At 70.5% G+C, this 23,530-nt stretch carries 21 protein-coding genes and 1 riboswitch; of the genes, 3 read left to right on the forward strand and 18 right to left on the reverse strand.

Features of this window, described 5'->3' with window-relative positions:
- Positions 1-19: 19 nt before the first annotated feature.
- Positions 20-2,182, forward strand: a complete 2,163-nt coding sequence (locus H036_RS24170; RefSeq protein ID WP_017933218.1) for a methyl-accepting chemotaxis protein — start codon at positions 20-22, stop codon at positions 2,180-2,182.
- A gap of 79 nt (positions 2,183-2,261) precedes the next feature.
- Here H036_RS24170 and folE read toward each other — a convergent pair whose 3' ends face one another.
- The 6 genes from folE to dacB all read right to left on the reverse strand — a co-directional run bounded on the left by folE (position 2,262) and on the right by dacB (position 9,107).
- Positions 2,262-2,846: a GTP cyclohydrolase I FolE gene (gene folE, locus H036_RS0102630; protein ID WP_017933219.1), complete on the reverse strand. Its 585-nt coding sequence runs from the start codon at positions 2,844-2,846 to the stop codon at positions 2,262-2,264.
- Positions 2,843-4,906, reverse strand: coding sequence for an ATP-dependent zinc metalloprotease FtsH (gene ftsH, locus H036_RS0102635; RefSeq protein WP_017933220.1), 2,064 nt, complete (start codon positions 4,904-4,906; stop codon positions 2,843-2,845). Before ftsH ends, folE begins: the two co-directional genes overlap by 4 nt.
- A 122-nt stretch (positions 4,907-5,028) precedes the next feature.
- Positions 5,029-5,580, reverse strand: coding sequence for a hypoxanthine phosphoribosyltransferase (hpt, locus tag H036_RS0102640; RefSeq protein WP_017933221.1), 552 nt, complete (start codon positions 5,578-5,580; stop codon positions 5,029-5,031).
- 10 nt (positions 5,581-5,590) lie between these two features.
- Positions 5,591-6,670, reverse strand: coding sequence for a tRNA lysidine(34) synthetase TilS (gene tilS / locus H036_RS0102645; RefSeq protein WP_157416948.1), 1,080 nt, complete (start codon positions 6,668-6,670; stop codon positions 5,591-5,593).
- A 25-nt stretch (positions 6,671-6,695) separates the two neighbouring features.
- Entirely contained in the window at positions 6,696-7,757 is a 1,062-nt protein-coding gene (locus H036_RS0102650) for a zinc-dependent metalloprotease (RefSeq protein ID WP_017933223.1), read from the reverse strand.
- Positions 7,758-7,766: 9 nt separating this feature from the next.
- Entirely contained in the window at positions 7,767-9,107 is a 1,341-nt protein-coding gene (dacB, locus tag H036_RS21620; RefSeq protein WP_017933224.1) for a D-alanyl-D-alanine carboxypeptidase/D-alanyl-D-alanine endopeptidase, read from the reverse strand.
- A gap of 164 nt (positions 9,108-9,271) precedes the next feature.
- Between dacB and H036_RS0102660 the strand changes: the two genes are divergently transcribed.
- Positions 9,272-9,763: an inorganic diphosphatase gene (locus H036_RS0102660; RefSeq protein ID WP_017933225.1), complete on the forward strand. Its 492-nt coding sequence runs from the start codon at positions 9,272-9,274 to the stop codon at positions 9,761-9,763.
- Positions 9,764-9,864: 101 nt separating this feature from the next.
- Here the strand turns inward: H036_RS0102660 and H036_RS21625 are convergent, their stop codons facing one another.
- From H036_RS21625 to H036_RS0102705, 9 genes are all read right to left on the reverse strand, one after another.
- Complete coding sequence (locus H036_RS21625; RefSeq protein ID WP_017933226.1) at positions 9,865-10,443, reverse strand: hypothetical protein; 579 nt, start codon at positions 10,441-10,443, stop codon at positions 9,865-9,867.
- Positions 10,443-12,368: an acyl-CoA dehydrogenase family protein gene (locus H036_RS0102670; RefSeq protein WP_017933227.1), complete on the reverse strand. Its 1,926-nt coding sequence runs from the start codon at positions 12,366-12,368 to the stop codon at positions 10,443-10,445. The genes H036_RS21625 and H036_RS0102670 overlap by 1 nt, the downstream gene beginning before the upstream one ends.
- A 48-nt stretch (positions 12,369-12,416) precedes the next feature.
- On the reverse strand, positions 12,417-13,751 hold the full coding sequence (locus H036_RS0102675) for a C40 family peptidase (protein ID WP_157416949.1): 1,335 nt from the start codon (positions 13,749-13,751) through the stop codon (positions 12,417-12,419).
- A 425-nt stretch (positions 13,752-14,176) separates the two neighbouring features.
- Positions 14,177-15,235, reverse strand: a complete 1,059-nt coding sequence (locus H036_RS0102680; protein ID WP_017933229.1) for a phosphatase PAP2 family protein — start codon at positions 15,233-15,235, stop codon at positions 14,177-14,179.
- A gap of 10 nt (positions 15,236-15,245) precedes the next feature.
- On the reverse strand, positions 15,246-16,238 hold the full coding sequence (locus H036_RS0102685; protein WP_017933230.1) for an ABC transporter ATP-binding protein: 993 nt from the start codon (positions 16,236-16,238) through the stop codon (positions 15,246-15,248).
- Positions 16,235-17,905 carry an ABC transporter permease gene (locus H036_RS0102690; protein ID WP_017933231.1) on the reverse strand — a complete coding sequence of 557 codons (1,671 nt, stop codon included), beginning with the start codon at positions 17,903-17,905 and terminating at the stop codon, positions 16,235-16,237. Before H036_RS0102690 ends, H036_RS0102685 begins: the two co-directional genes overlap by 4 nt.
- Positions 17,881-18,978: a thiamine ABC transporter substrate-binding protein gene (locus H036_RS0102695; RefSeq protein WP_026145732.1), complete on the reverse strand. Its 1,098-nt coding sequence runs from the start codon at positions 18,976-18,978 to the stop codon at positions 17,881-17,883. The genes H036_RS0102690 and H036_RS0102695 overlap by 25 nt, the downstream gene beginning before the upstream one ends.
- Positions 18,969-19,077: riboswitch (TPP riboswitch) on the reverse strand. It overlaps the preceding gene by 10 nt.
- 66 nt (positions 19,078-19,143) lie before the next feature.
- Entirely contained in the window at positions 19,144-20,376 is a 1,233-nt protein-coding gene (locus tag H036_RS24175) for an HNH endonuclease signature motif containing protein (RefSeq protein WP_232421784.1), read from the reverse strand.
- A 341-nt stretch (positions 20,377-20,717) separates the two neighbouring features.
- Positions 20,718-21,146 (reverse strand): hypothetical protein, encoded by a 429-nt coding sequence (locus H036_RS0102705; protein WP_017933234.1) that lies wholly within the window; start codon positions 21,144-21,146, stop codon positions 20,718-20,720.
- Positions 21,147-21,260: 114 nt separating this feature from the next.
- Between H036_RS0102705 and H036_RS0102710 the strand changes: the two genes are divergently transcribed.
- Positions 21,261-21,695 (forward strand): GNAT family N-acetyltransferase, encoded by a 435-nt coding sequence (locus H036_RS0102710; protein WP_017933235.1) that lies wholly within the window; start codon positions 21,261-21,263, stop codon positions 21,693-21,695.
- On the opposite strand, the gene H036_RS0102715 is transcribed toward H036_RS0102710, so the two are convergent.
- From H036_RS0102715 to H036_RS0102725, 3 genes are read right to left on the reverse strand one after another with little or no spacing between them, the layout of a single operon-like run.
- Positions 21,682-22,722: an MBL fold metallo-hydrolase gene (locus H036_RS0102715; protein WP_017933236.1), complete on the reverse strand. Its 1,041-nt coding sequence runs from the start codon at positions 22,720-22,722 to the stop codon at positions 21,682-21,684. The genes H036_RS0102710 and H036_RS0102715 overlap by 14 nt on opposite strands.
- The gene (locus H036_RS0102720) at positions 22,719-23,165 is read right to left on the reverse strand and encodes a hypothetical protein (protein WP_017933237.1); all 447 of its coding nucleotides are present in this window, start codon (positions 23,163-23,165) and stop codon (positions 22,719-22,721) included. Before H036_RS0102720 ends, H036_RS0102715 begins: the two co-directional genes overlap by 4 nt.
- Positions 23,162-23,521, reverse strand: a complete 360-nt coding sequence (locus H036_RS0102725) for a hypothetical protein (RefSeq protein WP_017933238.1) — start codon at positions 23,519-23,521, stop codon at positions 23,162-23,164. Before H036_RS0102725 ends, H036_RS0102720 begins: the two co-directional genes overlap by 4 nt.
- Between the last annotated feature and the right edge of the window lie 9 nt (positions 23,522-23,530).

Raw genomic sequence — 23,530 nt, forward strand, 5'->3', positions numbered from 1 at the left:
ATGCGCCGATCGAAGCGCTGTGACTGCGCTGTACGAATCCTCCGCCGTACCCACCGAGGTAGCGGTGCCCGCGCCGCGGCAAGCCGTCGAGCAGACCCCGGACCTCGTGCCCTCCGACGGCCCGCAGGGCGCCCGCCGGGCCCCGTTCTACAAGCGGGTGACCATCCGCCAACGGCTGATCGCGATGGTGGGGATCGGCGTGGTCGCCCTCCTGATCGTGACCGTCGTCGGCGCGCTCAAGGTGGCACAGGTGGTCACGCTGACCCATGCCAACCGCACCACGGCGCAGGTGTCCAGCAAGCTCAACGCGGGCTACGAGGAGTGGCTGCTGCAGCGCACCTTCACCGGCGAGTACGTCGGTGCCGTCATCGGGCACGCTCCCGACCAGGCGACGAACGCGCTCTACCAGACGGCCGAGAGCCACTACCAGACGGCGCTGCAGAAGTATCAGGACGCGCTCGCGCTGCACCCGAACGCGCAGTCGCGTGACTATCTGGACAAGATGGTGAAGGCGACGACGGCATACCACTCCTACCTCGCCGACATCCACGCCGCCGCGCTGCAGAACGACGGGGCCACCACGGCCAGCATCGACAACAAGGCCAACGGCGCTGCCGGGGCTGCCGTCGACGTACTGTTCAACACCTCCGACGACGCCATCGACGCGATCGTCGACCAGCAGGTCCTCGACATCCAGGATGCCGTCTCCTCGCTGCGACTGATCGTCTCGATCGTCTCGGTGATCGGCCTGCTGCTGTTCATCGGCGCCGCCTTCGTGGTGATCCGGTCCATCGTCTTCCCGCTGCGCCGGGTGGTGGACTCGCTGCAGGCGATCGCCGCGGGCGACCGTAGCAAGCGGGTGGAGCACTCGTTGCAGGACGAGGTCGGCAGCATCTCGGTCGCCGTCGACCAGGTCATCGAGGCTCTCGACGCCGGCGACGCAGCGGCCCGTGAGGCGGAGGCCGAGCGGCTGGCCCGTACCGAGGCCGACCGTCGGGCCTCCGAGGAGCGTGCCCGGCTGGAGCGCGAGAACGCTGAGCGCGAGGCACGGCTGGAGCGGGAGCGGATCGAGGCGGAGCAGGCCCAGGCTGCCCGGGAGCAGGAGCGCGAGCGCCAGGTCGCCGAGGAGCGTGCCCGCGTGGAGCGTGAGCAGCTCGACGCTGAGCACGCCCGGCAGCGATCGGCCGCCGAGGCCGACGCAGCCCGGGCCCGCGAGGCCGCCGAGGCCGCCGCCACGACGGCGGAGCGCGTCGAGGTCGTCCGGGACTACCTCGCGACAGTCGCTCGGGGCGACCTGACCCAGGAGCTGGCCCTGGCCGGCGAGGACAACGTGGGCCAGATGGCCGACTCGGTCCGAGCGCTCGTCTCCTCGCTGCGGGCCAGCATGACCCGGATCGGCCAGACCGCGGCGTCGGTGGCGAGCGCGTCGGAGGAGCTCAACGCCGTCAGCGGCGAGATGGGGCGCAGCGTCGACGACGCCGCGGCCCTGGTCGGCAGCGTTTCCTCGGCCGCCGGTCAGGTCTCCGGCAACGTCCACACCGTCGCCAGCGCTGCCGAGCAGATGAGCGCCAGCATCTCCGAGATCGCCCGCAACGCCACCCAGGCCTCCTCGGTCGCGTCCAACGCCGTCGAGCGGGCGCGCTCGGCCAGCGGCACCATCGAGGCCCTCGGCAGCTCCTCGGCGGAGATCGGCCAGGTCATCAAGGTGATCACGTCGATCGCCCAGCAGACCAACCTGCTCGCCCTCAACGCCACCATCGAGGCCGCCCGGGCGGGCGAGGCCGGCAAGGGCTTCGCCGTGGTCGCGAACGAGGTCAAGGAGCTCGCCGGGGAGACCGCCAAGGCCACCGACGAGATCGGGCGCCTGATCGAGGCGATCCAGCGCGACAGCGCGGGTGCGGCCACCGCCATCAGCGAGGTCGGCGAGGTGATCAACTCGATCTATGAGATCCAGGTGACCATCGCCGCCGCTGTCGAGGAGCAGAGCGCCACCACCAGCGAGATCTCCCGCTCGGTCACCGAGGCCGCCACCGGCACCAACGGCATCGCCTCGGATACCGCCTCTGCTGCCGCTTCGGCGGCCGCCGCCCAGTCCGGTGCCGCCGGTACCGCGGAAGCCGCGACCTCGCTCGCCGGCCTGGCGATCGAGCTGGACACCTTGGTGCGGCAGTTCGCCTACTGAAGCCCCTGGGCCTCCCTGGGCCCGAAATGACCTGCGCCCTGGCTGCTCGGCAACCAGGGCGCAGGGCGTTGAAGGACTCTTAGCGCACCGGTCGGTTGATCAGTGCCATCGCTTCGGCGCGGGTGGAGGGATCGGTGCGCATGCTGCCGCGCACGGCGGAGGTGATGGTGCGAGCCCCCGCCTTGCGTACGCCGCGCATCGTCATGCACAGGTGCTCGGCCTCGATCACCACGATCACGCCGCGAGCCTCGAGGATCTCCATCAGGGCATCGGCGACCTGGGTGGTCAGCCGTTCCTGCACCTGCGGACGCTTGGCGTAGACGTCGACCAGCCGGGCCAGCTTGGACAGCCCGGTGATCTTCCCCGTGTCGGCCGGGATGTAGCCGACGTGGGCGACGCCCGTGAAGGGCACCAGGTGGTGCTCGCACATCGACCAGAGCTCGATGTCACGCACCAGCACCAGCTCGTCGTGCCCGATGTCGAAGGTCGTCGTCAGCACGTCCTCGGGCTGCTGCTGCAGCCCCACGGTGAGCTCGGCGTACGCCCTCGCGACCCGCGCCGGGGTGTCCAGCAGGCCCTCTCGATCCGGGTCCTCACCGATGGCGTGCAGCAGTTCGCGAACTGCCGCCTCGGCTCGGGCCTGGTCGAACACGCCGCGCGTCACGCCAGCGGCGGCTGGTTACCGCCAGCCGGCGGGGTGACGCCAGGGTCGCCGTGCACGTCGCCGCCAGCTCCCGGAGGGGTCAGCACCGCGCCACCGTCGCCGTTCGGCGCCGCGTTGACCGCCCGGCCGTTGGCCGCTCGGTCACGGATCTCCTGCGGGATCTCCACGGCAGGGACCGACGACGGCTTCCGGGTCGGGGAGCCGGTCCAGGCGGGACGCTGGGGACGCCGACGCAGCGGCTCGAAGATCGTGGCGATCTCCTGCTTGTTCAGCGTCTCCTTGTCGAGCAGCTCGAGCACCAGCGCGTCCAGCACGTCGCGGTTCTCCTCGAGGATGTCGAACGCCTCCTGGTGGGCGTTGGCGAGCAGCTTCTTGGTCTCCTCGTCGACCACGGCCGCGACGTCCTCGGAGTAGTTGCGCGAGTGGCCGATGTCGCGGCCGAGGAACGGCTCGGAGTTGGAGTCGCCGAGCTTGATCGCACCGAGCCGCTCGGTCATGCCGAACTGGGTGACCATCGCACGGGCCAGGTTGGTGGCCTTCTCGATGTCGTTGCCGGCACCCGTGGTCGGGTCGTGGAAGATCATCTCCTCCGCGGCACGGCCGCCGAGCATGTAGGCCAGCTTGTCCAGCATCTCACTGCGGGTCTGGCTGTACTTGTCCTCGTCGGGCATGACCATCGTGTAGCCCAGCGCACGGCCGCGCGGCAGGATCGTGATCTTGTGCACCGGGTCGTTGTGCGGCAGCGCCGCGGCGACCAGGGCGTGGCCGCCCTCGTGGTAGGCGGTGATGAGCTTCTCGTGGTCACTCATCACGCGGGTCCGCTTCTGCGGGCCCGCCACGACCCGGTCGATCGCCTCGTCGAGGTTGTGGTTGGTGATCAGCTTCTGACTGCTACGGGCCGTCAGCAGCGCGGCCTCGTTGAGCACGTTGGCCAGGTCAGCACCCGAGAAGCCGGGCGTACGCCGAGCGACGGCCATCAGGTCGATGTCCGAGGCCAGCGGCTTGCCCCGCGAGTGCACCTGCAGGATCTGGAAGCGGCCGGTGAGGTCGGGAGCATCGACCTGCACCTGCCGGTCGAAGCGGCCTGGCCGCAGCAGCGCCGGGTCGAGCACGTCGGGACGGTTGGTGGCGGCGATCAGGATGACGCCGCCGCGCACGTCGAAGCCGTCCATCTCGACCAGGAGCTGGTTCAGGGTCTGCTCGCGCTCGTCGTGACCGCCGCCCATGCCGGCGCCGCGGTGGCGACCGACGGCGTCGATCTCGTCGATGAAGACGATGGCCGGCGCGTTCTCCTTGGCCTGCTCGAACAGGTCACGCACACGCGAGGCACCCACGCCGACGAACATCTCGACGAAGTCGGAGCCGGAGATGGAGTAGAACGGGACGCCCGCCTCGCCGGCGACGGCTCGGGCGAGCAGCGTCTTGCCGGTACCGGGCTGGCCGTAGAGGAGGACGCCCTTGGGGATCTTGGCGCCGACGGCCTGGAACTTCGCCGGCTCCTGGAGGAACTCCTTGATCTCCTGGAGCTCCTCGACCGCCTCGTCCACGCCGGCGACGTCGGCGAACGTCGTCTTCGGCATGTCCTTGGTGATCAGCTTCGCCTTCGACTTGGCGAACTGCATCACGCCACGACCGCCGCCGCCTTGGACCTGGTTCATCAAGAACAGGAACAGCAGCACGATGAAGATGAAGGGCAGCAGGAAGCTGAAGATCGAGCCGATCAGGCTCGGCTGGGCGACCTGCGAGTTGTACTCGTCGATCTTGCCGTCGTCGACCTGCTGCTGGACCTTGCTGATCAGCGCCTCCTGGGCACCGTCCACCCAGTGCGTGGAGACCTTGTCCCCGGAGCTCCGCACGCCGTCGTTGAGGGTGGCGCGGATCTGCTGGTCGCCGTCGACGAAGGTGACGTCCTTGACGTCGCCGTGGTCGATGTACTTGACCATCTGGGAGGTGGAGATCTCGTCCCCGCCGCCATGCGGCGCGAGGTACTGCAGGGCGAGCAGCACACCCACCACGGCGACGATGATCCAGAGCCACGGGCTCTTGGCTATGCGCTTCACAAGGCTTCTCTCGGACGCGGACTACGGAGTTGACGAGGACTACAACGAGTCGAAGGGGCGATTCGTGCCGCCCTCGTCGGTCTCATTGTCCCCTACCAAGGAAAACTCCAGGAAAGTGATGCTCAGGAGTAGACGTGCGGGGCGAGCGTGCCGATGTCGCGCAGGTTGCGATAGCGCTCGCGGAAGTCGAGGCCGTAGCCGACGACGAACTCGTTCGGGATGTCCCAGCCGACGTACTTCACCTCGACCGGCATCTGCTGGGCCTCGGGCTTGCGCAGCAGGGTCGCGATCTCGACGGAGGCGGGGTTGCGCGACGCCAGGTTGGAGGTCAGCCAGGACAGGGTCAGCCCGGTGTCGATGATCTCGTCGACGATCAGCACGTGCCGACCGGAGATGTCGGTGTCGAGGTCCTTGAGGATCCGCACCACACCGCTGGACTGGGTGCCCGAGCCGTAGGACGAGACAGCCATCCAGTCCATCTCGACGTCCCGGCTGAAGGATCGCGCCAGGTCGGCCATCACCATCACCGCACCCTTGAGGATGCCGACGATGAGCAGGTCCTTGCCCGCGTAGTCCTGGTCGATCTGGGCCGCCATCTCCTTGAGCCTGGCGTGGATCTGCTCCTCGGTGAAGAGCACCTTGACGAGGTCGTCGCCGACGTGCGCGGAGTCCATGGCCGCAACACTAACCGGCGGTGGCTGAGGGCCCTTCGCCAGTACGCCGAAACGCGAGCACGCTGGTGTCCTGGTAGGCGGTGATGTGTCCCGGCAGCTGGATCTGACGCCGGCCGGCGCCGCTGAGCAGCAGGTCGGCCACCGCGTTGATGTGCACGGCGAAGAGCTCGTCGCCCGGACAGCCGGCCTCGAGCGCCGCCAGGCGCGCCACCCGCGTCCGCATCGACCACCCCATCGGCTCGACGACGTCGATCCGCACGCGAACGCCGAGCCCCCCGGTCGGCTCGTCGTCGATCACCTCACGCGCCTCGCCGAAGAGTCGTACGGCGAAGTCGTCGAGGAACTCCATGTCGGGGCGCAGCTGCTCCGCAGTGCGGGCGAGGGTGGCGGCGACCCCCGGCCCGAGCTCGCGCTCCAGCACCGGCAGCACGTCGTGCCGTACGCGCGCCCGCAGGAAGCGCGGGTCGGCGTTGTGCGGATCGACCCAGAAGTCGATGCCCTCGTGCCGGCACGTCGCCTCGGTCTGCTCCCGTGTCACGTCCAGCAGCGGGCGCAGGAAGACCACGCTGCCCCGGTTGAAGCTGTGCCGCATGCCGGCGATCGAGCGGCCACCGCTCCCCCGCGCGAGCCCGAGCAGCACCGTCTCGGCCTGGTCGTCGCGGGTGTGCCCGAGCAACACGCTGCGGGCACCGAAGTGGGTGGCGAGCTGAGCGAGGGCGGCGTACCGGGCCTCGCGGGCACCCGCCTCGACGCCGATCGCGGTCGAGTCGACGCTGACGCGGATCGATGCGGTCTCGTGGGCGCCCATCGCTGCCATCTGAGCGACGACCCGGGAGGTGTGCTCGGCGGAACCGTCCTGGAGGCCGTGGTCGACGACGACGCCGATCACCCGGGCATCGCTGCGACGCAGCTCGAAGATCGTCGCGGAGAGCAGCGCCAAGGAGTCGGCACCGCCCGAGCATGCGACCAGCACGGCACCGCCTTCGGGGGCGATGTGCGGCGACCAGGTCCGACCGTCACCGGCGGCGAGGATCGGAAGGGCGTCCCGCACGCCACGACGTACGGCCGCGACGGGCGCAGGCAGGCTCACCGCGCCGTCCATGCAGCCGGCACCGTCACAGCACCCTGGCGATCCACCGCTCGGGGTGGTGGATCTCGTCCTTGGAGGGCAGGGTCTCGGGACCGGTGAAGACCGCGTTGAACTGCTCCATGCCGACCTTGTCCACGACGGTGCGGACGAAGACGGCACCGTCGCGGTACTGGGCCATCTTCTGCTCCAGGCCGAGCAGCCGTCGCAGCACCCGGTCGAGCGTGCCGATGCCCTTGCGGCGCTTGTCGAAGGCCGCACGGATGGTCGCCACGCTGGGGATCACGGTCGGCCCGACGTCGTCCATGACCACGTCGGCATGGCCCTCCAGCAGCGACATCACACCGGTCACCCGGTCCATGATCTCGCGCTGCTCGGGCGACGACACGGCCTCGAGCAGGTTGCCGTTGCCCTTGATCGCCTCGATGGCGCGCGAGAGGCCGTCGCCGAGCATGCTCTGCACGTCCATCGTGTCGGCGAGGGCCTTGACCTCGTCGAAGAGGTGGTCGCGCAACCACGGGTTGGCCGTGAACTGCACCCGGTGGGTCTCCTCGTGCAGGCACACCCAGAGCCGGAAGTCGGTCGGGTCGACGCCGAGCTCGCGCTCGACGTGCACGATGTTGGGCGCCACCAGCAGCAACCGGCCGTACGGCTCGTGGAACGGGTCGAACTGACCCAGCACCTTGCCGGACAAGAAGCCCAGCAGGCCGCCCACCTCGGCACCGGTGACCTTCGCTCCCACACTGCGGGCGATGCTGCTCATCGGTCGCTTGTCGACCAGCTTGTCGATGACCGGCGCGATCACATGGGAGAACGCATCGGCGTTCGCCTGCACCCAGCCCGCGCGATCCACCACCAGCACCGGCGCGGTGTCAGCGGGCGCGTCCAGGCCGGTGAACTCCTTGACCAGGCCGGTCGCGCGACCGGCGTCGGCGCGCAGCTCGGCGACGACCGCCGCACCCTCGGCCCGGCTGACCTGGGGCCCCTCCCCGGCGATGCCGGAGCCGATGCGCACGGCGAAGTCCCAGTCCACGATCTGCTGGGCGCCGTTGTCCTCGCCCGCACCCGCGCCGTCCCCCGCTACCGTCATGCCCCGAACCTATCCGCAGCGGCAAGTCGTCAGCGCACTCGCGAGGGCGTCGAGCGCATCACGCGCCTTGATCGTGTCCGGTATGTCGACGTCGTCGGCCAGCACCACGAACACCACCGGGCTGCCCTCGGCGTCCTGGGTGTACCCCGCGAGCGCGTCGACACCGGTGAGCGTGCCGGTCTTGGCCCGGACCACGCCGCGCCCCGCGTCGGCGTGGTCGTCGTACCGCTCGAGGAGGGAGCCGCTGAAGGCGGCGACCGGCAGGGCGCTCACGATCGGCGCCAAGCTGGTCTCGCTGGTCGCCTTCTGCAACACCTGGATCAGGGTGGTGGCCGAGAGCCGGTCGTCGCGGGACAGACCGCTGCCGTCGTGCAGCACCAGGCCCGTGGTGGAGACGCCGAGCTTGGCCAAGGTGGTCTCCACCGCCTGGACGCCGCCGGCGAAGCTGCCGCCGGTACCCGCTGCGATGCCTGCCTGGTGGGCGAGGACCTCGGCGCCCTCGTTGTCACTGGTCTCCAGCACGTGGTCGACGATCTCGCGCAGCGGCGGGCTCTGCACCTGGGCCAGCGCCGTCGCGCCGCCGGGCGCGGGCGCCGCGGCGGGCGAGCCGATGACGGTGATCCCAGCGGCGGCGAGAGCGTGGGCGAAGGTCTCGGCGGCATCCGCGGCAGGATCGGCGACGCGGCCGTTCCCGCCGTCGGTGCGGCCCTCGTCGGCCCACAGCGCAGTGATCGGCGAGACCACCCCCTCGGTGATGTAGCTCTTCGGCCAGGAGGGGTTGACGGCCGGGCCGGTGAAGAGGCCGGCGTCGTACTGGACCCGGACGCGGTGGGTGCCCCGCTGCTTCAGCGCGGTCGCGGTCTGCTGGGCGAGCGTGGTCAGGTCGGCGCCCCTCGGGTAGCCGCTGTCGGGCTTGGCGGCCAGCAGCGGGTCCCCGCCGCCGACCAGCACGACCCTGCGTCCGCCGCCGGAGACGACCTGGGTGGCGAACCGCTTCTCGGGGCCGTCCAGCGCCAGCACGGTGGCGGCGGTGAGCAGCTTGTTGGTCGAGGCAGGTACGGCGACGCCGGCGCCCTCGGTCGCGACGGCAGCGCCCGACGTGTTCGCCACCGCCGCGAGGACGTGGTTGCCGAGCGCATCGGTCAGGCCGTGCCGCAGGACGCGGCGTACCTTGCCCGGTGCGAGCGTGCCGCTGGCCGGCTCGGCGACGGGACTCGCCGGGTCGACCGACGGCGGATCGACGCTCAGCGGCTGCGGCGCCGGCGTGGCCGCGACCCGGTCGTGGCCCCGCCAGTGATCGACCCAGCCGAGGCTCCACGTCGCCCCGCCGACGGCCAGCAAGAGCACCATGAGCGCGATCGAACCGATCCGCGGGAGCCTTCGGCGCTGGCCCGAACGTGACACTGGAGACCTCCTGGGAACCTGGGCCTGATCGTGCCAGGAACCAGGGCTGATGCGGATGCGAGCGCCATTGTGGTGGAGAATGACGCGACACAACACCTGTGGAGGCCCCCATGACGCTGACGTTCGACGTCCTCATCGAGATCCCGAAGGGGTCGCGCAACAAGTACGAGGTCGACCACGAGAGCGGCAAGATCCGCCTCGACCGCGTGCTGTTCACCTCGATGGTCTACCCGACCGACTACGGCTACATCGAGGAAACCCTCGGTGGCGACGGCGACCCGCTCGACGCTCTCGTGCTGCTGCCGTTCCCGGTCTACCCCGGCGTGGTGGTCGAGTGCCGACCCGTCGCCATGTACGTGATGGAGGACGAGAAGGGCCAGGACGAGAAGGTCCTCTGCGTCCCCAACGACCCCCGCTTCGACGACATCCAGGACATCGACGACGTCGCCAAGTGGGACCTCGACGAGATCAAGCACTTCTTCGAGCGCTACAAGGACCTCGAGCCGGGAAAGTCCGTCAAGGGCTCGGACTGGGTCGGCCGTGACCTGGCGATCAAGGAGATCGAGGCCTCCTACGAGCGGGCGAAGTCCGCGGGGTACTGAGCCTGCTGCGGCTGCAGCTGCGGTTGTGACCCCTGGGGGTCAGTTCCGCACGTTGATGGGCAAAGCATTGCCCGGTGAGGTGCGGTTGTGACCCCTGGGGGTCATTCCATTTCGCCCAGCCAGCGTCCGAAGACCCGGATGAACTCCGCGTGGGCGGTGGCGGTCGCGTTCCTACCCGTGACGTTCAGCGAGTGATCCGCGCCGGGCAGCTCCAGCACCTCGGCTCCCTGACCCGCGAGCCGCTGCGCGATCGCGGAGTCCCAGGCCTCGTCCGCCGTACCGCCGACGAGGAGCTGGCGCGCGTCGTTGCTCGCGATCCCCTCGGCGACGTCGTCGCGGCCGAGCAGCGGTGTCAGCCAGCAGGACGGGTACGCCGCCCGCGCGGCCTCGGGCGCCGCCAGGCTGCCCAGCGACTTGGCCAGCAGCCGCACCGGCCCGTCGTGGTCGCCGACCGCCGCCGCCAGCTCCGCGCCCGCCCAGTCGACATCCGCCGCGTCGGGCGCCTGCCACCACACCTGGCGCACCCGCCAACCCTGGTCGACGGCGAGCTGGGTGGCGACCGCCAGCAACGGCTTGTCCGGGTGGTAGCCGCGCCCCGGCAGCACGACCAGCAGGCCGGTCTCGTCGCGGTCGGGCCCGAGGTCGACGTACCTGGTGGTGACGGGTTCGGTGTCGCTCATCAGCCGATCAGCTCCTCGGCGCGGAGCAGCTCGCGCGGCACCCCGAATGCGTCTACCAACGTGACGGCTGAGCCGCGCAGCTCGCGACACAGCGCGCCGACCTCGCGCGAGATCGCCTTCGACCGCGCGACGCTCAGCCTGCCGTGCTCGAGGAACCACGCCCTGTCGCTCTCGATCTCGCTCAGTGCGTGCAGCGTGCACACCCGCGTCAGCAGGTCCTTGGCATCGCCCTCGGGCAGCGCGTCCAGCTTGGCGACGAACGCCTCGAGTACCAGCCGCTCCACGTGCGCCCGAGCCGACGCGATGACGTGGTCCTGCACCGCGGAGAAGACCTCGCCCGGATCACCGCCCGCGTCGACGCCGCGCTTGAGCCGCCGGGCCACACCGCCGAGCATGTGCTCCTCGCGGAAGCGCAGCATCGCCAGGTGGTACTCAGGGTCGCGCAGCTCGGCCTCCTGGTCCCAGGCGTCACCGCCCGGCAGCAGGTCGCGGACCCGCTCCAGCAGCTTGTGCGCGGCGGTCCGCTCCAGGACGGTGTCGACGGCCATCGCGGTCACGAAACGGACCGTGCCGAACTGGTCGAGGTCCTCGAACTCGCTCGCGTAGTCGGTCAGCAGACCCTTGGCGACCAGCTGCAGCAGCACCGTGTTGTCGCCCTCGAAGGTGGTGAACACGTCCGTGTCGGCCTTCAGAGCAGCGAACCGGTTGGCGGCCAGGTAACCGGCGCCGCCACACGCCTCACGACACTCCTCGATGGCGCGGGTGGCGTGCCAGGTCGCCAGCGCCTTGGTCCCGGCGGCTCGCGACTCCAGCTCCCGCCGGGCCTGGGTCTCGACCTCCTCGGCAGGCGTGCTGAAGACCTGGTGCAATTGCTCGCGCAGCACCTCCTGGGCGAAGTTCAGCGCGTAGGTGCGGGCGATCAGCGGGATCAGCCGCCGCTGGTGCTGGCCGTAGTCGAGCAGCAGCATCTCCTCGGCGTCACCTGTCCCGAACTGGCGGCGGCGATCGGCGTACCTGGTGGCGATCGTCAGCGCGGACTTGGCCGCGCTGAGCGCCGCGCCACCGACGCTGACCCGGCCCTGCACCAGGGTGCCGAGCATGGTGAAGAAGCGGCGGTTGGGGTTCTCGATCGAGCTCTCGTAGCGGCCGTCGTCGGTGATGTCGGCGAACCGGTTGAGGAGGTTGCCGCGCGGCACCCGCACGCCGTCGAACCAGAGCCGGCCGTTGTCGACGCCGTTGAGACCCATCTTCGGGCCGTCGTCCTCGATCCGTACGCCGGGAGCCGGCTGGCCGTCGACCCGGATCGGAACGAGCACCGCGTGCACGCCGTGCCGCTCCTCGGCGACGACCAGGTTGGCGAAGACCACTGCCAGCTCGCCGTGCCTGGCGGCATTGCCGATGTAGTCCTTGTAGGCGTCCGGAGCGTTGGTGGTCACCACCAGCTCGTCGGTCTCGGCGTCATAGGTGGCGGTGGTGCCGAGCTCGGCGACGTTGGAACCGTGCCCGTGCTCGGTCATCGCGAAGCAGCCGAGCAGCCGGCCGGCGACCACGTCGGCGAGGTAGGCGTCGTGGTGCCGCTCCGTGCCCAGCTGCAGGATCGCCCCGCCGAAGAGGCCGAACTGCACGCCTGACTTCACCAGCACCGACAGGTCGCCCAGCGCCAGGGTCTCGAAGGCCGCGATGGAGGCGCCGACGTCCGCTCCTCCGCCGTACTCCTTGGGGAAGCCGAGCCCGGTGAGACCGGATCGGGTCATCTCCAGCAGCAGGTCACGGACCCGCTCGCGGTAGGCCTCTCGGGGCAGCTCGTCGGCTTCCTGCAGCAGGCCCGCGTGCGGGACCAGCTGGTTGCGGACCTGCTGGCGGACGGAGGCGTCGCGGCCGTCGAGGACGGCAGCCAGATCCGAGGTCACGGCATCGGTGGTCATGCCCCCGAAGGTATCCCGCGACCTGGCAGCGTGAACCCCCGTCGAGGGCTACGGGCGGGCGAAGAAGTTGGGCGCCGTCCAGGAGTACATCGAGACCTCGTCGACGTTCGCGCCGGTGTGCGGCGCCTGGATGATCATGCCGTTGCCCGCGTAGAGCGCGACGTGGTGGATCGAGCTCGGGCTGTCCGTGGTGCCCCAGAAGACCAGGTCGCCCGGCCGCAGGTCGCCGAAGCTGATCGGCGTGGACTCCTCGTACTGAGCCACCGAGTAGTGCGGCAGGTCGATCCCGCCCTGCGCCCAGGCCCGCATGACCAGGCCGGAGCAGTCCCAGCTGCTCGGACCGGCGGCACCCCACACGTACGGCTCGCCGATCTGCGCCCGGGCGAACGCGAGCGCCGAGGCGACGCCGGCCGAGCTGGTGGAGGGGGCCCTGGTGGGCGCGAGGTCATCCGAGGCGCTCGACGAGCCGCTCGATGAATTGCTCGACGAACCGCTCGGCAGGGCGCCGGTCTGCGCGCCCTTCTGCGCGGCCCGCTGTTGAGCGGCCTTGGTTGCTGCCTCCGCAGCTGCCTGCTTCGCAGCCGCCTCGGCGGCCGCCTTCGCGGCGGCGGCCGCGGCGGCGCGCTCCTCGGCCCGCTCCTCGAGCGCCGCCTGCCGCTTGGCCGCGATCGCCACGCTGACGTGCTTGAGCCGAGCGAGCTGCTTGATCAGCTTCGTCTTCTGTACGGCGATCCCGGCCGCCTCGTTCTGCGCCTGCTGCGCAGCGGCCGCGGCCGCGTCCCGCTTCTGCTTGGCGTCGGCCTCGGCCGACGTCGCCTTGGTCTCGGTGTCGGTGGCCTGCGCCGCGGTGACCTTGGCCAGCGAAGCCGCCGCCTGGAGCCGCCCGTACTGAGCGTTGAGGGCGTCCTGCGAGGTATGCATCGCCTGGGTCTGCTGCTGGATCTGGTCGATGCCATCGGCCTTGGCCATGCCGGCCAGCGAGGTCAGCTCGGGGGCGGCCTGGTAGTTGCCCACGACGCTCTGCGCGTAGGCCTTGCGCTGCGTCTGCTGCGCGGCCTGGGCCTGCTTGGCAGCGGTGCGGGCCTGGTCGGCGGCCTTGCGGGCCTGGTCTGCCGCCCACTGAGCACCGTTGTAGGCCTCCGCGGCGATCTCGGCGGTGTCGCCGGCCTGCTGGAGGCGAACGTTGGCGCTGGCGAGCTCGGCGCGGATCTGCCCGACCTCGCCGCGCTTGCTGGTCACCGCCTGCTGGGCCTGCGCCACATCCTGCTTGCTCGGGACCGGCTGCTGCGGCTCCGCCAGGGCCGAGGTCGCCATCAGGCAGGCCGAAGCCAGACCGAGCGACAGCACGGCCGCAGTTCCGAGGGTCCGCTTCGAGGTAGGCACGATGCATGACCGTAGTGCCTCATCAGTCACACGAGCAACAAAAACCCCAACTTTCACAGGAACCATCGGCGTGTCGGATTGACAATCACATCAATGTGATTCCCGAACTACACGGGTGTCATTCGGCCCCCGGCGGCTCCGAGCGGGCAGGGATGCGGCCGCGTGACCCACCGGCAGACACGCACGGTCGAGGCGACGCGCGGCGAACGGCGGGCGGCGAACGGCGGGCGGCGTCGAGGCGCTGCCGGACGACGCGCCGGCGACGAAGGAGCCGTGGCGCGGCGGTAGGCCTGCCTCGCCGGTGCCCGGCGGGCGCCGGGTGGCACCCCAGCAGGCGCTCAGCCGCATGATGACCCGACTCGCCCCGGACGGAAGCCCGACTCAACCCGGACAAAGTCCCGACTCAACCCGGACAGAGACCGGAATCAACCTCGCGCGAGCGCTTCCTTCGCGTGGATCTTCGCGCCCTCAGCCTCCAGGTCGCGCGTGCCCTTGCGCTCGAACTTGTGCCCCGCAGCCAGCCCGCCGACGTAGAAGGAGACCAACGCGATCATGATGCCGGCAACGTCGTCGGAGAGGCTGTGCCAGCCGAAATAGAGCGTCGCCAGCGCAGTGACACCGAAGTTGCACCAGAAGAAGATCCGCAGGAAGCGGTTGTTGACTGTGTGCTGGACCATCAGCGCGGTCAGCATCGTGATGGCGCAGTGCAGCGATGCGAAGCCGGCCACCGACTGCACGGCATCGACCACGCCGTCGCTCCAGACGATGTTCTGCCGCCCATGCACGAGCGCGTTCATCAACTGCCCGGCCGGCGTGTCCGGCTCGCCCTGGTAGATGTACGGGTAGGCGATGCCCGGGCCGACGGTCGGCAGCGCGTAGTAGGAGATCGTGCCCAGCGTCCAGGCGATGCACTGCGAGCCGACGAACCAGTAGCCGTAGGCCAGGTTGCGCGACCAGACGATCCAGATCGTGACGGCGATCGGCACCAGCGGCAGGAACCACAGGTAGACGTACGAGAAGCCGTAGGCCAGGATCCCGTCACCGAAGATGTTCTGCATCACCGCGCCGGGGTGGTGGCCGAACAGGATCGCGGTGTCGATCAGCTCGAGGTCGTGGTCGTACTTCGTGTGGATGATGAACGGCAGCGCCGACTTCATGTTCCGGTAGCCGACGTAGACGATGTAGAAGCAGACCACGCCCAGTCCCACGAGCGTCAGCCGATCGCGGGTCCAGTGCGTGCGCAGCCGCTCCCGGAAGATGTGCGGCATCGCCTTCGGCTTGAACCGCGAGAGCCACAGCGTGCGCGGGATCAGGTCGATGCCGATCGCCGCTCCGAGCAGGATCGGCAGCCGCGCCCAGGAGGGGCCGAGGAAGCTGCCGTCGGGGTCGACCAGGTGGTGGCCGCTGTAGCTCGCCAGCACGATCGCTCCGACGCCGACCAGGAGAGCTGTCCCGATGAGGAGGAGCTGAGCACGGCGATACATGGCCCGCAGTTTACGGAACGATGCTGAGACGGGCCTGTTCGGCGCGAAGGCGTACCCGCTCCCCCGGCCCCGGATGTGCGGTCGTTCCCGCGACCGCGTCCACCTCGCCCACGCCCTCGACGTCGACCACCAGCCGCAGCTGGTCAGGGGTCACTCGTGCCGAGACCACCACGCCCGACAGCGGCCCGTCCTCGGCGAGGACCAGCGCGCTGCGCCGTACGGCGACGGCCACGGGCCCGTCCGTCGCCACACCGGCGGCTGCGCAGACCGCCGCTGCGGCGGCACCGGTCAGCACCCGGGCGTAACCCAGGAAGAGCGCCGTCGCGGCGTCCGCCGGCTGGCGCCACACCTCGGCGACGGGGCCCTCCTGCACGAGGTGCCCGTCGCGGACGACCGCGAGCCGGTCGGCGACGGCGTACGCCTCCTCCTGGTCGTGGGTGACCAGCAGCGCCGTGGTGCCGGCGGCGACGAGGATCGCGCGCAGGTCGGCCGCCAGCCGCTCGCGCAGTCCGGCGTCGAGGGCGGAGAGCGGTTCGTCGAGCAGGAGCAGCCGCGGTTCCACGGCGAGCGCCCGGGCGAGCGCCACGCGCTGTCGCTCGCCGCCCGACAGCGTGCCGGGGAGCCGACCGTCGTAGCCCTCCAGGCCGACCAGGGTGAGCAGCTCGGCGACGCGGCGCTGCCGCTCGGCTCGCGGCGTCCGGCGCAGCTTCAGCGGATAGGCGACGTTGGCGGCCACGCTCAGGTGGGCGAAGAGCTGGCCGTCCTGGAACATCAGCGCGAAGCCGCGCTTGTGCGTCGGCACACCGCCGAGGTCGCGCCCGTCCCAGGCGATGGTGCCTTTCGCAGGCTCCAGTCCGGCGATCGCGCGCAACAGCGTGGACTTGCCCGAGCCGGACGGGCCGAGCACGGCCAGCACCTGACCGTCGGGCAGATCCAGGGAGACCTCTCGGATCGCCTCGACGCCGTCGTAGGCGACCGCGACGTCGCGCAGGGAGAGCGTCACAGCACCCCCAGGCTGGGCACGCGCAGCCGCTCCACGATCAGCATCACCACAGCCGTGGTGGCGGCCAGGACGCAGGAGGCGGCGAGCGCCATGCCGTAGTTCATTGAGCCGGGGTGACCGATGAGGCGGTAGATGACGACGGGGACGGTGGCATTCTCGTCGCGCGCCAGGAAGCTGGTCGCCCCGAACTCGCCCAGCGAGACCGCGAACGCGAAGCCGGCCGAGGCCAGCAGCGGCCGCCAGAGCACGGGTACGTCGACCACGAGCATCCGGCGCAGCGGCCCCGCACCGAGCGATGCCGCCGCCTGCCGCTGGCGGTCGTCGATCCCGGCCAGCGCCGGAACGAGCGTCCGCACCACCAGCGGCAGCGCGACCAGCGCCTGTGCGATCGGCACCAGCCACGGCGAGTCCCGCAGGTCCAGAGGCGGCCGGTCGAGGGTGACCAGGAAGCCGAAGCCGAGCGTCACCGCGGAGACGCCGAGCGGCAGCATGAAGAACGCGTCGAGGGTGCCGCGCACGCGCCGCTCCGCACGGCCCTCGCGGTGGCCCGTCCCCCGCCGGGACACCGACAGGGCGACCAGCAGGCCGAGCACCAGCGCGAACGAGGTGGCGTCGACGGCGATCCGCAGCGAGAGGTCGAGCGCGGTGGTCACCGGTTCGAGCAGCGCCTGGTGGGATCCGGTCGAGGTCAGGGCACGGTAGTTGGCCAGGGTCCAGTGGCCCTCCGTCCGCAGGCTGCCGACCAGGAGCGCGGCCAGCGGCGCGGCCACGAAGATCAGCAGCAGCGCCGTCACCGTCAGCTGCGGCAGGTCCGCGAGCCGGGGACGGCGCGGGCGACTCGGTGCTCGCTGCGTGCTCGCGCGCTGCGGCCGGAGCCGGGCGCCGATGCCCAGGAGCGTGACGACCACCGTCAGCTGCAGCAGCGACAGCGCGGCCGCCCCCTGCAGGTCCAGCAGGTTGGTGGTGAGCAGATAGATCTCGGTCTCGACGCTGGCGTAGCGCAGGCCGCCGAGGGTAAGGACCACCCCGAACGACGTCGCGCAGAACAGGAAGACCACCGATGCCGCGCCGACGATCGAGGGCCGTAGCGCGGGCAGGGTCACGGTGCGAAAGACCGTGAAGGGACCTGCCCCCAGGGCCGCCGCGGCCTCGGCCGGTCGCACGTCCAGCCCCTCCCACGCCGCGCCCACGGCACGGATCACCACGGCGACGTTGAAGAAGACGAGTCCGGCGATGATCGCGGTCGGCGTACCGTCGATCGACAGCCAGCTCAGCGGCCCCGTCAGCAGCTCGCGGAACGCGACGCCGACCACCACCGTCGGCAGCACGAAGGGCACCAGCAGCGCCGCCCGCACCACGCCGCGCAGCGGCAGCGCCAGCCGATGCAGCACGTACGCCGCGGGCAGTCCGAGCGCCAGCGTGAAGGCCGTCGCGACCGTCGAGCTCCACAGCGTGAACCACAGCACCCGGTGCACCCGCGGTCGCCGCAGCACCTCCAGCACGCCGCCGACGTCCCAGTGCCCCTCGGGCCTGAACCCGCGGCCCACCATGCCGATCACCGGCAGCACGAAGAACACCGCCAGCACCGCGACAGGCACGGCGGCCAGCGCCAGCAGGGTGGCGTAGCGGCCCGCGGAGGGGCTCAGCGAGAGGTGACGTCGCTCCACTGCTGGAGCCACTCCTCGCGGTGGGTGTCGATCTCGGTGGGGCTGACCGTCAGCGGCTTGGGCGACTGGATCGCGAACTTCGCCCACTCGGCCGGCAGCGCCGTGCCCGCGACGACCGGGTAGACGTACATCGAGTCGGGGAGCTTGGCCTGCACCTGCGGGGAGAGCAGCCAGTCGACGAATGCCTCAGCTCCGGGGACGTTCTTGGCGCCGTTGAGCACCCCGGCGTACTCGACCTCGCTGAAGCAGGTGTCGAGTAGCGCCTTGGTGGAGGTCTGGCCGTCCTTGACGGTGAAGGCCGGGTCGGAGTCGTAGGAGAGGACGATCGGCCGCTTGCCGTTGCCGCCACCCTGGGTGAACTCCACCTCGTAGGCCTGGTCCCAACCGTCGGTGATCTGCGCGCCGTTGGCCATCAGCTTGGTCCAGTAGTCCTGCCAGCCATCGCCGTACTGCGCGATCGTCGCGAGCAGGAAGGCCATGCCGGGCGAGGACGTGGTCGCGCCCGGCGTGACGAAGAGGTTCTTGTACGCCGGCTTCAGCAGGTCGTCGAGGGACTGCGGTGCCGGGATCTTGTGCGACGCGAACCAGGTGGTGTCGACGTTGACGCACACCCCCGAGTGGTCGACCGGTGTCAGGTGCTGGCCGTCGTCGCCCGCGACGTCGTAGCTGCTGACGCCCGCCGGCAGCGTCGAGGGTGTGTACGGCGCGAACACGTCCGCCTTGAGTGCCCGCGTCGCGAAGGTGTTGTCCACGCCGAAGGAGACGTCGCCGTCGGGGTTCCCCTGGGTGAGGACCAGCTTGTTGGTGAGCTTGCCGGCGTCGCCGCTGGCCCGCACGACGAGGTGGTAGCCGGTCTGCTGCTCCCATTGGGCGACGAGCTTCTTGGGCAGGTTCCACGAGTCGTGGGTGACCAGCACGACATCGCTGATCTTGGGCGCCGTCGAACCACCGCTCTGGCTGGCCTGGTTGGACGGCGTTCCGGCGGGGGTGCTGTCCTCCTTCGCCGAGACCGAACAGCCGGTCGTGGCAAGTAGGACGGCGGTCCCCACCGTCGCGAGCGCGCGCATACGCATTGTTGACTCCCTTCGCCGGTGCTAGCCGGAGCAGGTTCGGAGGGTCTGCGACTCTGCCGTCGCACTCTCAGCCCTTGTCGGGCTCCCCTGTCTGTGTGCGGTAAGCGTAGGCCACCGGGTCGACGCACCTGGTCCGGGCCCGCTCCTCGGCCGCCGCGGAGGGGCTCACCGGCGGCCGTGGAGGGGTGTCTGGATCTTGCGTCGGAAGCGGTAGTCGCCGGTGGCGAGTCTGATAGTTTCGCAGGTCGGGTCGTGGGCTTTGTGGTGGTGGTGGCCGCAGAGGAGGGCCGCGTTGGTGAGGTCGGTGGGTCCGCCTCGGCTCCAGGGATTTTCGTGGTGGGCGTCGCACCAGGTGGCGGGCACGGTGCAGCCCTCGGCGCGGCAGTGCTGGTCGCGGATCTTGAGGGCCTTGCGTTGCGCTGGCGAGAAGAGGCGTCTTGCTCGGCCGAGGTCCAAGGGCTCGGATTGGCCGCCGAGGACGGTGGGGATGATCGCGGCGGTGCAGGCCAGGCGTCGGGTCTCGCCTGCGCTGATGGGGGTGTTGCCGAGGGTGGCGGTGCCGAGGTCGCTGCGCAGCTGGTCCAGCGGGATGGTCACGAGGATGGCGGTGGCGTCCCCGCCGTGAGCCGGGAGACCCTCGCTGCCCACGCACTCGAGGAGCTGGGCGAAGGCGTCGGCGAAGAGCCGGTTGCGTGGCCGGACGCGTCCGTCGGCCTCCAGAGCGGCGACCCTTGGTTGGGCGAAGGCCTCCAGGAGCGTGCGGAGTCGTTCGCCGACGGCTTCGGGGATGATCGCGTGGATCCGGCTCATGCCGTTGCCGTGGTCACTGATCGTCAGGGTCGCCTTCGCCTGCGCCTGATCTTCCAGTCGGCGGATCGCTTCGGCCTCGGCGGCTTCCGCGACCTCCGGTGCGACCACCTCCAACAGATGCGCCGCCAGCTGGCGGAGGTCCTTGGGGCGGTGCTGGGTGGCGAGGTCGCACAGGTGCGCCTCCGCGCGTTCGATCACACCAGCCGGTAGGTCCTCGGGCAGCGCGGCGAGCCCGTCGAGGATGACCCGGGCATGCTCGAGACTGAACCGCCCGTCGGCCAAGGCGGCCCGCACCGCCGGCCGCTGCTCCAGGCCGCCCGCGAGGGCCAGCGCCGCGTGCGCGGCCCGGCTGTCGGCGACCTCTTGGGCGACCAGCCAAGACGCCACATCCCGTGCACCGATCTCCTCGGCCACGTCCTGAGCGCTGGCGAGGACCCGGAGTTCGAGCTCTTCGAGGCGGGCCCGGAGGCGGCGCAGGGCGAGGATGGTGGCGGCTTTGTCGGTGGTGGAGAGGAAGATCGGATTCGCATCCGCAGCCTCACTCAGGGCAGCATCGATCGCGACCACTGTGGTCTGGATCTGATGCATGGTCACCACCCGAGAGAATCGCTTCGAACACGTATTCGAACACTATCAACTCAGATGAGGCCGCACAACCCTCTTTTGAGGGCATGCCGCACGAAATCCTCGCCGTACCCGATCACAAGCGTGGTGGCCCGACGCAACCGATACGAACCCACCCAACCCAGCCAAGACACGTGACCACGCTGGTACCGGCCCACGCTTCTCGTTTGTCTTCAAGGCCCCCGCCAACCGCAGCGCCTCGACAAGCTCGGCGGACGTTGCTCGGCGGGCGGTGTTCGGCGTACGTGGGCGAATCAACGCGCGAAAACTGACCCCTCAACCCGCAGAAACTGACCTCTCGACGGTCACCACGCCACTTCGCGGTCGTCAGGCATCCGCCCGCGCCGCAGGAACACCGCAAGCGCTTCCTCACCGGCCGCGCGGAGGTTTCGCCAGATCGGCAGCAGCTGGACGTCGGCCAGCAGGGGGAAGTCGTGCGGCAGGTGCTCGGCGGCGCGTTCCCAGACCGGTTCGAACATCTGCAGCGCCTCGCCCTCGGCGGCGTCGAGGACGGGCAGCGCGGCCAGACTCGCGAACAGGTCGTTGCCGACGCGGTCCTCCCACTGGTTGATCACCTCATAGGGCACATAGGCGATCGGAACGTCCAGCTCGAAGGCCAGCTGCTGCTCGAAGGAGGAGACCAGCCCCAGGTAGTCGATGATGCGGTTGCGGGCGCGCTGCTGCCCCAGCCGATCACCCCGCGCCTCGCCAGGAGACGCGTCCAGCGCAGTCATGGACCCCATAGTGGCCGAGGGACCGCGCGCTGGATAGCGAAGCGGGCACCTTGCGGCGAATCTTTAGCCATCTCCCAGACAGGGCGGTGGCACGCGTGTGGCACGCTGGCCGGCGTGCTCGTCCTCGCCGTACCGTTCCCCGACCTCGATCCCCGGCACGCGTACGCCGCCTGGCAGCTTCGCCAACGGGTGTTCGTCCTGGAGCAGGCGTGCCTCTATCCCGACCTCGACGGCCGCGACACCGAGCCCGGGACGACGCACGTGCTGCTGCTGACCGACGACGACACCCTCGCGGGCTATGCGCGCGTGCTCGACGACGGCTCGCACTGGCGGATCGGCCGGGTCGTGCTCGACCCGGCCCACCGCGGCCAGGGGCTGGCGGACCGGCTGATGCGGGCAGCGATCGAGGCGGCCGCTGGCAGGGATGTGGTGCTCGACGCGCAGTCACCGCTGGCCGGCTGGTATGCCACCCTCGGCTTCGCCGTCGATGGGCCGGAGTTCGTCGAGGACGACATCGCGCACACCCCGATGCGGCTCACGCGGCGCTGAAGAGGTCTCCCTCGGCAGCGGTGGTCCGGGTCGCCAGCCCACGCGCCACGATTACGTCGAGGTGCGCGAGCGTCTCCAGCACGGCCAGGGAACCGTTGAACATGTCGAGAGTGTCGAACCGGTGCTCGTGGCGGGTCCAGGGCAGCTCGCCGGCCACCTGGTAGGCGGTGGACGGGTTGGCCCGGATGGCCTCCAGCGAGAGCGCGAGCCGATGCTCGTGGTGCTCGAGCAGCTCGTCGACGCGGGCATGCACCGACGGCGCCACCGGGCCGTGAGCGGGCAGCAGTCGCAGGTCGGGCAGCGCACGCATCCGGGTCAGGGACGCCATGAAGTCACGCAGCGGCGTGGCCGTGCTGGCGGGCTCGAAGCCGATGGACGGCGTGATCGTGGGCAGCACGTGGTCGCCGGAGAAGAGCAGCCCGGCGTCGTGGTCGGCGTACACGTAATGACCCTGGGTGTGCCCGGGCGTGTGGATCGCCGCGAGCGAGCGCTCGCCCACCGTGATCGTGGTGTCGCCCTCCAGCCAGATGTCCGGATCGCGCCAGTGGCTCGGGTCCTGCACCGGCCGACCGACGTCGCCCCACCTCTCGATCAGCGCCTGGGCGCCGGAGACCTGCAGGTTGTGCAGCATCGCGCCCTCCTCGCCGCGCTGCACGAGCTCCAGGGTGGCCCGCTCACCCGAGCCGAGCCTGACCGTCGCGCCGACCTCCGTCCCGAGGACGGCCGCGAGCGAGTAGTGGTCGCGATGGACGTGGGTGACCAGGAAGTCGGTGATGTCTCCGACGCCGGCGCCGAGCAGGGCCAGCCCCTTCTCCAGCGCCTCCCGGCCCTCGGGGACCGCCCAACCGCCGTCCATCAGGGTCAGTCCCGAGGGCGTCTCGACGGCGTAGACGTTGACCGCCTTGAGGCCGTCCATCGGCAGCGGCAGCGGGATCCGGTGGATCCCCTCGGCGACCTTCCAGGCGCCCGGCTCGGCCCAGTGCTCCCCGGAGTCCGGCGACACCGCCTTCGACGTCGGCACGCTCATGCCGCGCCCCCTTGGTTCGGTGGAGTCTTCTCGTGTGTCCGATGCAGCCACAGCAACGCGGCGATCGGCAGCGCAGCCGGAACCCAGCCGTAGCCGCCGCCGTAGTCCGACCACACCGACGCGTCCGGGAACCAGTCCTTCTTTACCAGAGACAGCGTCCCGATCACCACGACCCCGGCGAGCTCGACCCACAGCATCACCTCTGCGAGCCGAGGCTTGCCGTGCGCGGCGCGGCGGATCGCGAACCAGCCGACGATGTAGGTGACGGCAGCGACCGCGGACAGGGTGTAGGCCAGCGGCGCGACATGGAACTTCGTCGAGATCTGCACCGCCGCCCGGCTGCCCGAAGCGAGGATGAACAGCGCGTAGAGCGCCATCAGGACCAGGTGCGGACCGCGTTTGGGGCGCAAGGTGCTGCTGGTCGTCGTCATGGCGGTGCTCACCGGGTCATCATCAACCGTACGGCGACCACGGCCGTCGCCAGGGCCGCGACCACGACCACGCCCGAGGACCACGACTCACGCTCCTCGCGCATCGAGCCGAGTGCCACGGGCATGATGCAGACCAGCGCAGCCAGGTAGCCGACGTGGGTCGACATCGACTCCGGCCGATGCCCCTGCAACAGCGAGCCGAGCGCGCCCAGGCCGAGCACGACGCACAGCACCTCCAGGATCCAGGCCATCTGGTCTAGCCAACGCGGCCGGGGAGCACGCAGTGCCAGGCCGAGCCCGGCAGCGAGCGCGACGATGACGGCGTACCCGACGACGATCCAGGCGATCGGTGCGAGCGAGCCGTGCATGGGAGCATC

Source organism: Nocardioides sp. Iso805N (assembly GCF_000364605.1).
In the GTDB taxonomy this organism is placed as follows: Bacteria; Actinomycetota; Actinomycetes; order Propionibacteriales; family Nocardioidaceae; genus Nocardioides.

Coding starts and splice junctions, on each gene's coding strand:
- hpt (WP_017933221.1), bottom strand. CDS start 5,580: ATGGACTCCGCGCACGTCGGCGACGACCTCGTCAAGGTGCTCTTCACC.
- H036_RS0102650 (WP_017933223.1), bottom strand. CDS start 7,757: ATGACGGTAGCGGGGGACGGCGCGGGTGCGGGCGAGGACAACGGCGCC.
- dacB (WP_017933224.1), bottom strand. CDS start 9,107: ATGGTGCTCTTGCTGGCCGTCGGCGGGGCGACGTGGAGCCTCGGCTGG.
- H036_RS0102660 (WP_017933225.1), top strand. CDS start 9,272: ATGACGCTGACGTTCGACGTCCTCATCGAGATCCCGAAGGGGTCGCGC.
- H036_RS21625 (WP_017933226.1), bottom strand. CDS start 10,443: ATGAGCGACACCGAACCCGTCACCACCAGGTACGTCGACCTCGGGCCC.
- H036_RS0102670 (WP_017933227.1), bottom strand. CDS start 12,368: ATGACCACCGATGCCGTGACCTCGGATCTGGCTGCCGTCCTCGACGGC.
- H036_RS0102680 (WP_017933229.1), bottom strand. CDS start 15,235: ATGTATCGCCGTGCTCAGCTCCTCCTCATCGGGACAGCTCTCCTGGTC.
- H036_RS0102695 (WP_026145732.1), bottom strand. CDS start 18,978: ATGCGTATGCGCGCGCTCGCGACGGTGGGGACCGCCGTCCTACTTGCC.
- H036_RS24175 (WP_232421784.1), bottom strand. CDS start 20,376: ATGCATCAGATCCAGACCACAGTGGTCGCGATCGATGCTGCCCTGAGT.
- H036_RS0102705 (WP_017933234.1), bottom strand. CDS start 21,146: ATGACTGCGCTGGACGCGTCTCCTGGCGAGGCGCGGGGTGATCGGCTG.
- H036_RS0102715 (WP_017933236.1), bottom strand. CDS start 22,722: ATGAGCGTGCCGACGTCGAAGGCGGTGTCGCCGGACTCCGGGGAGCAC.
- H036_RS0102725 (WP_017933238.1), bottom strand. CDS start 23,521: ATGCACGGCTCGCTCGCACCGATCGCCTGGATCGTCGTCGGGTACGCC.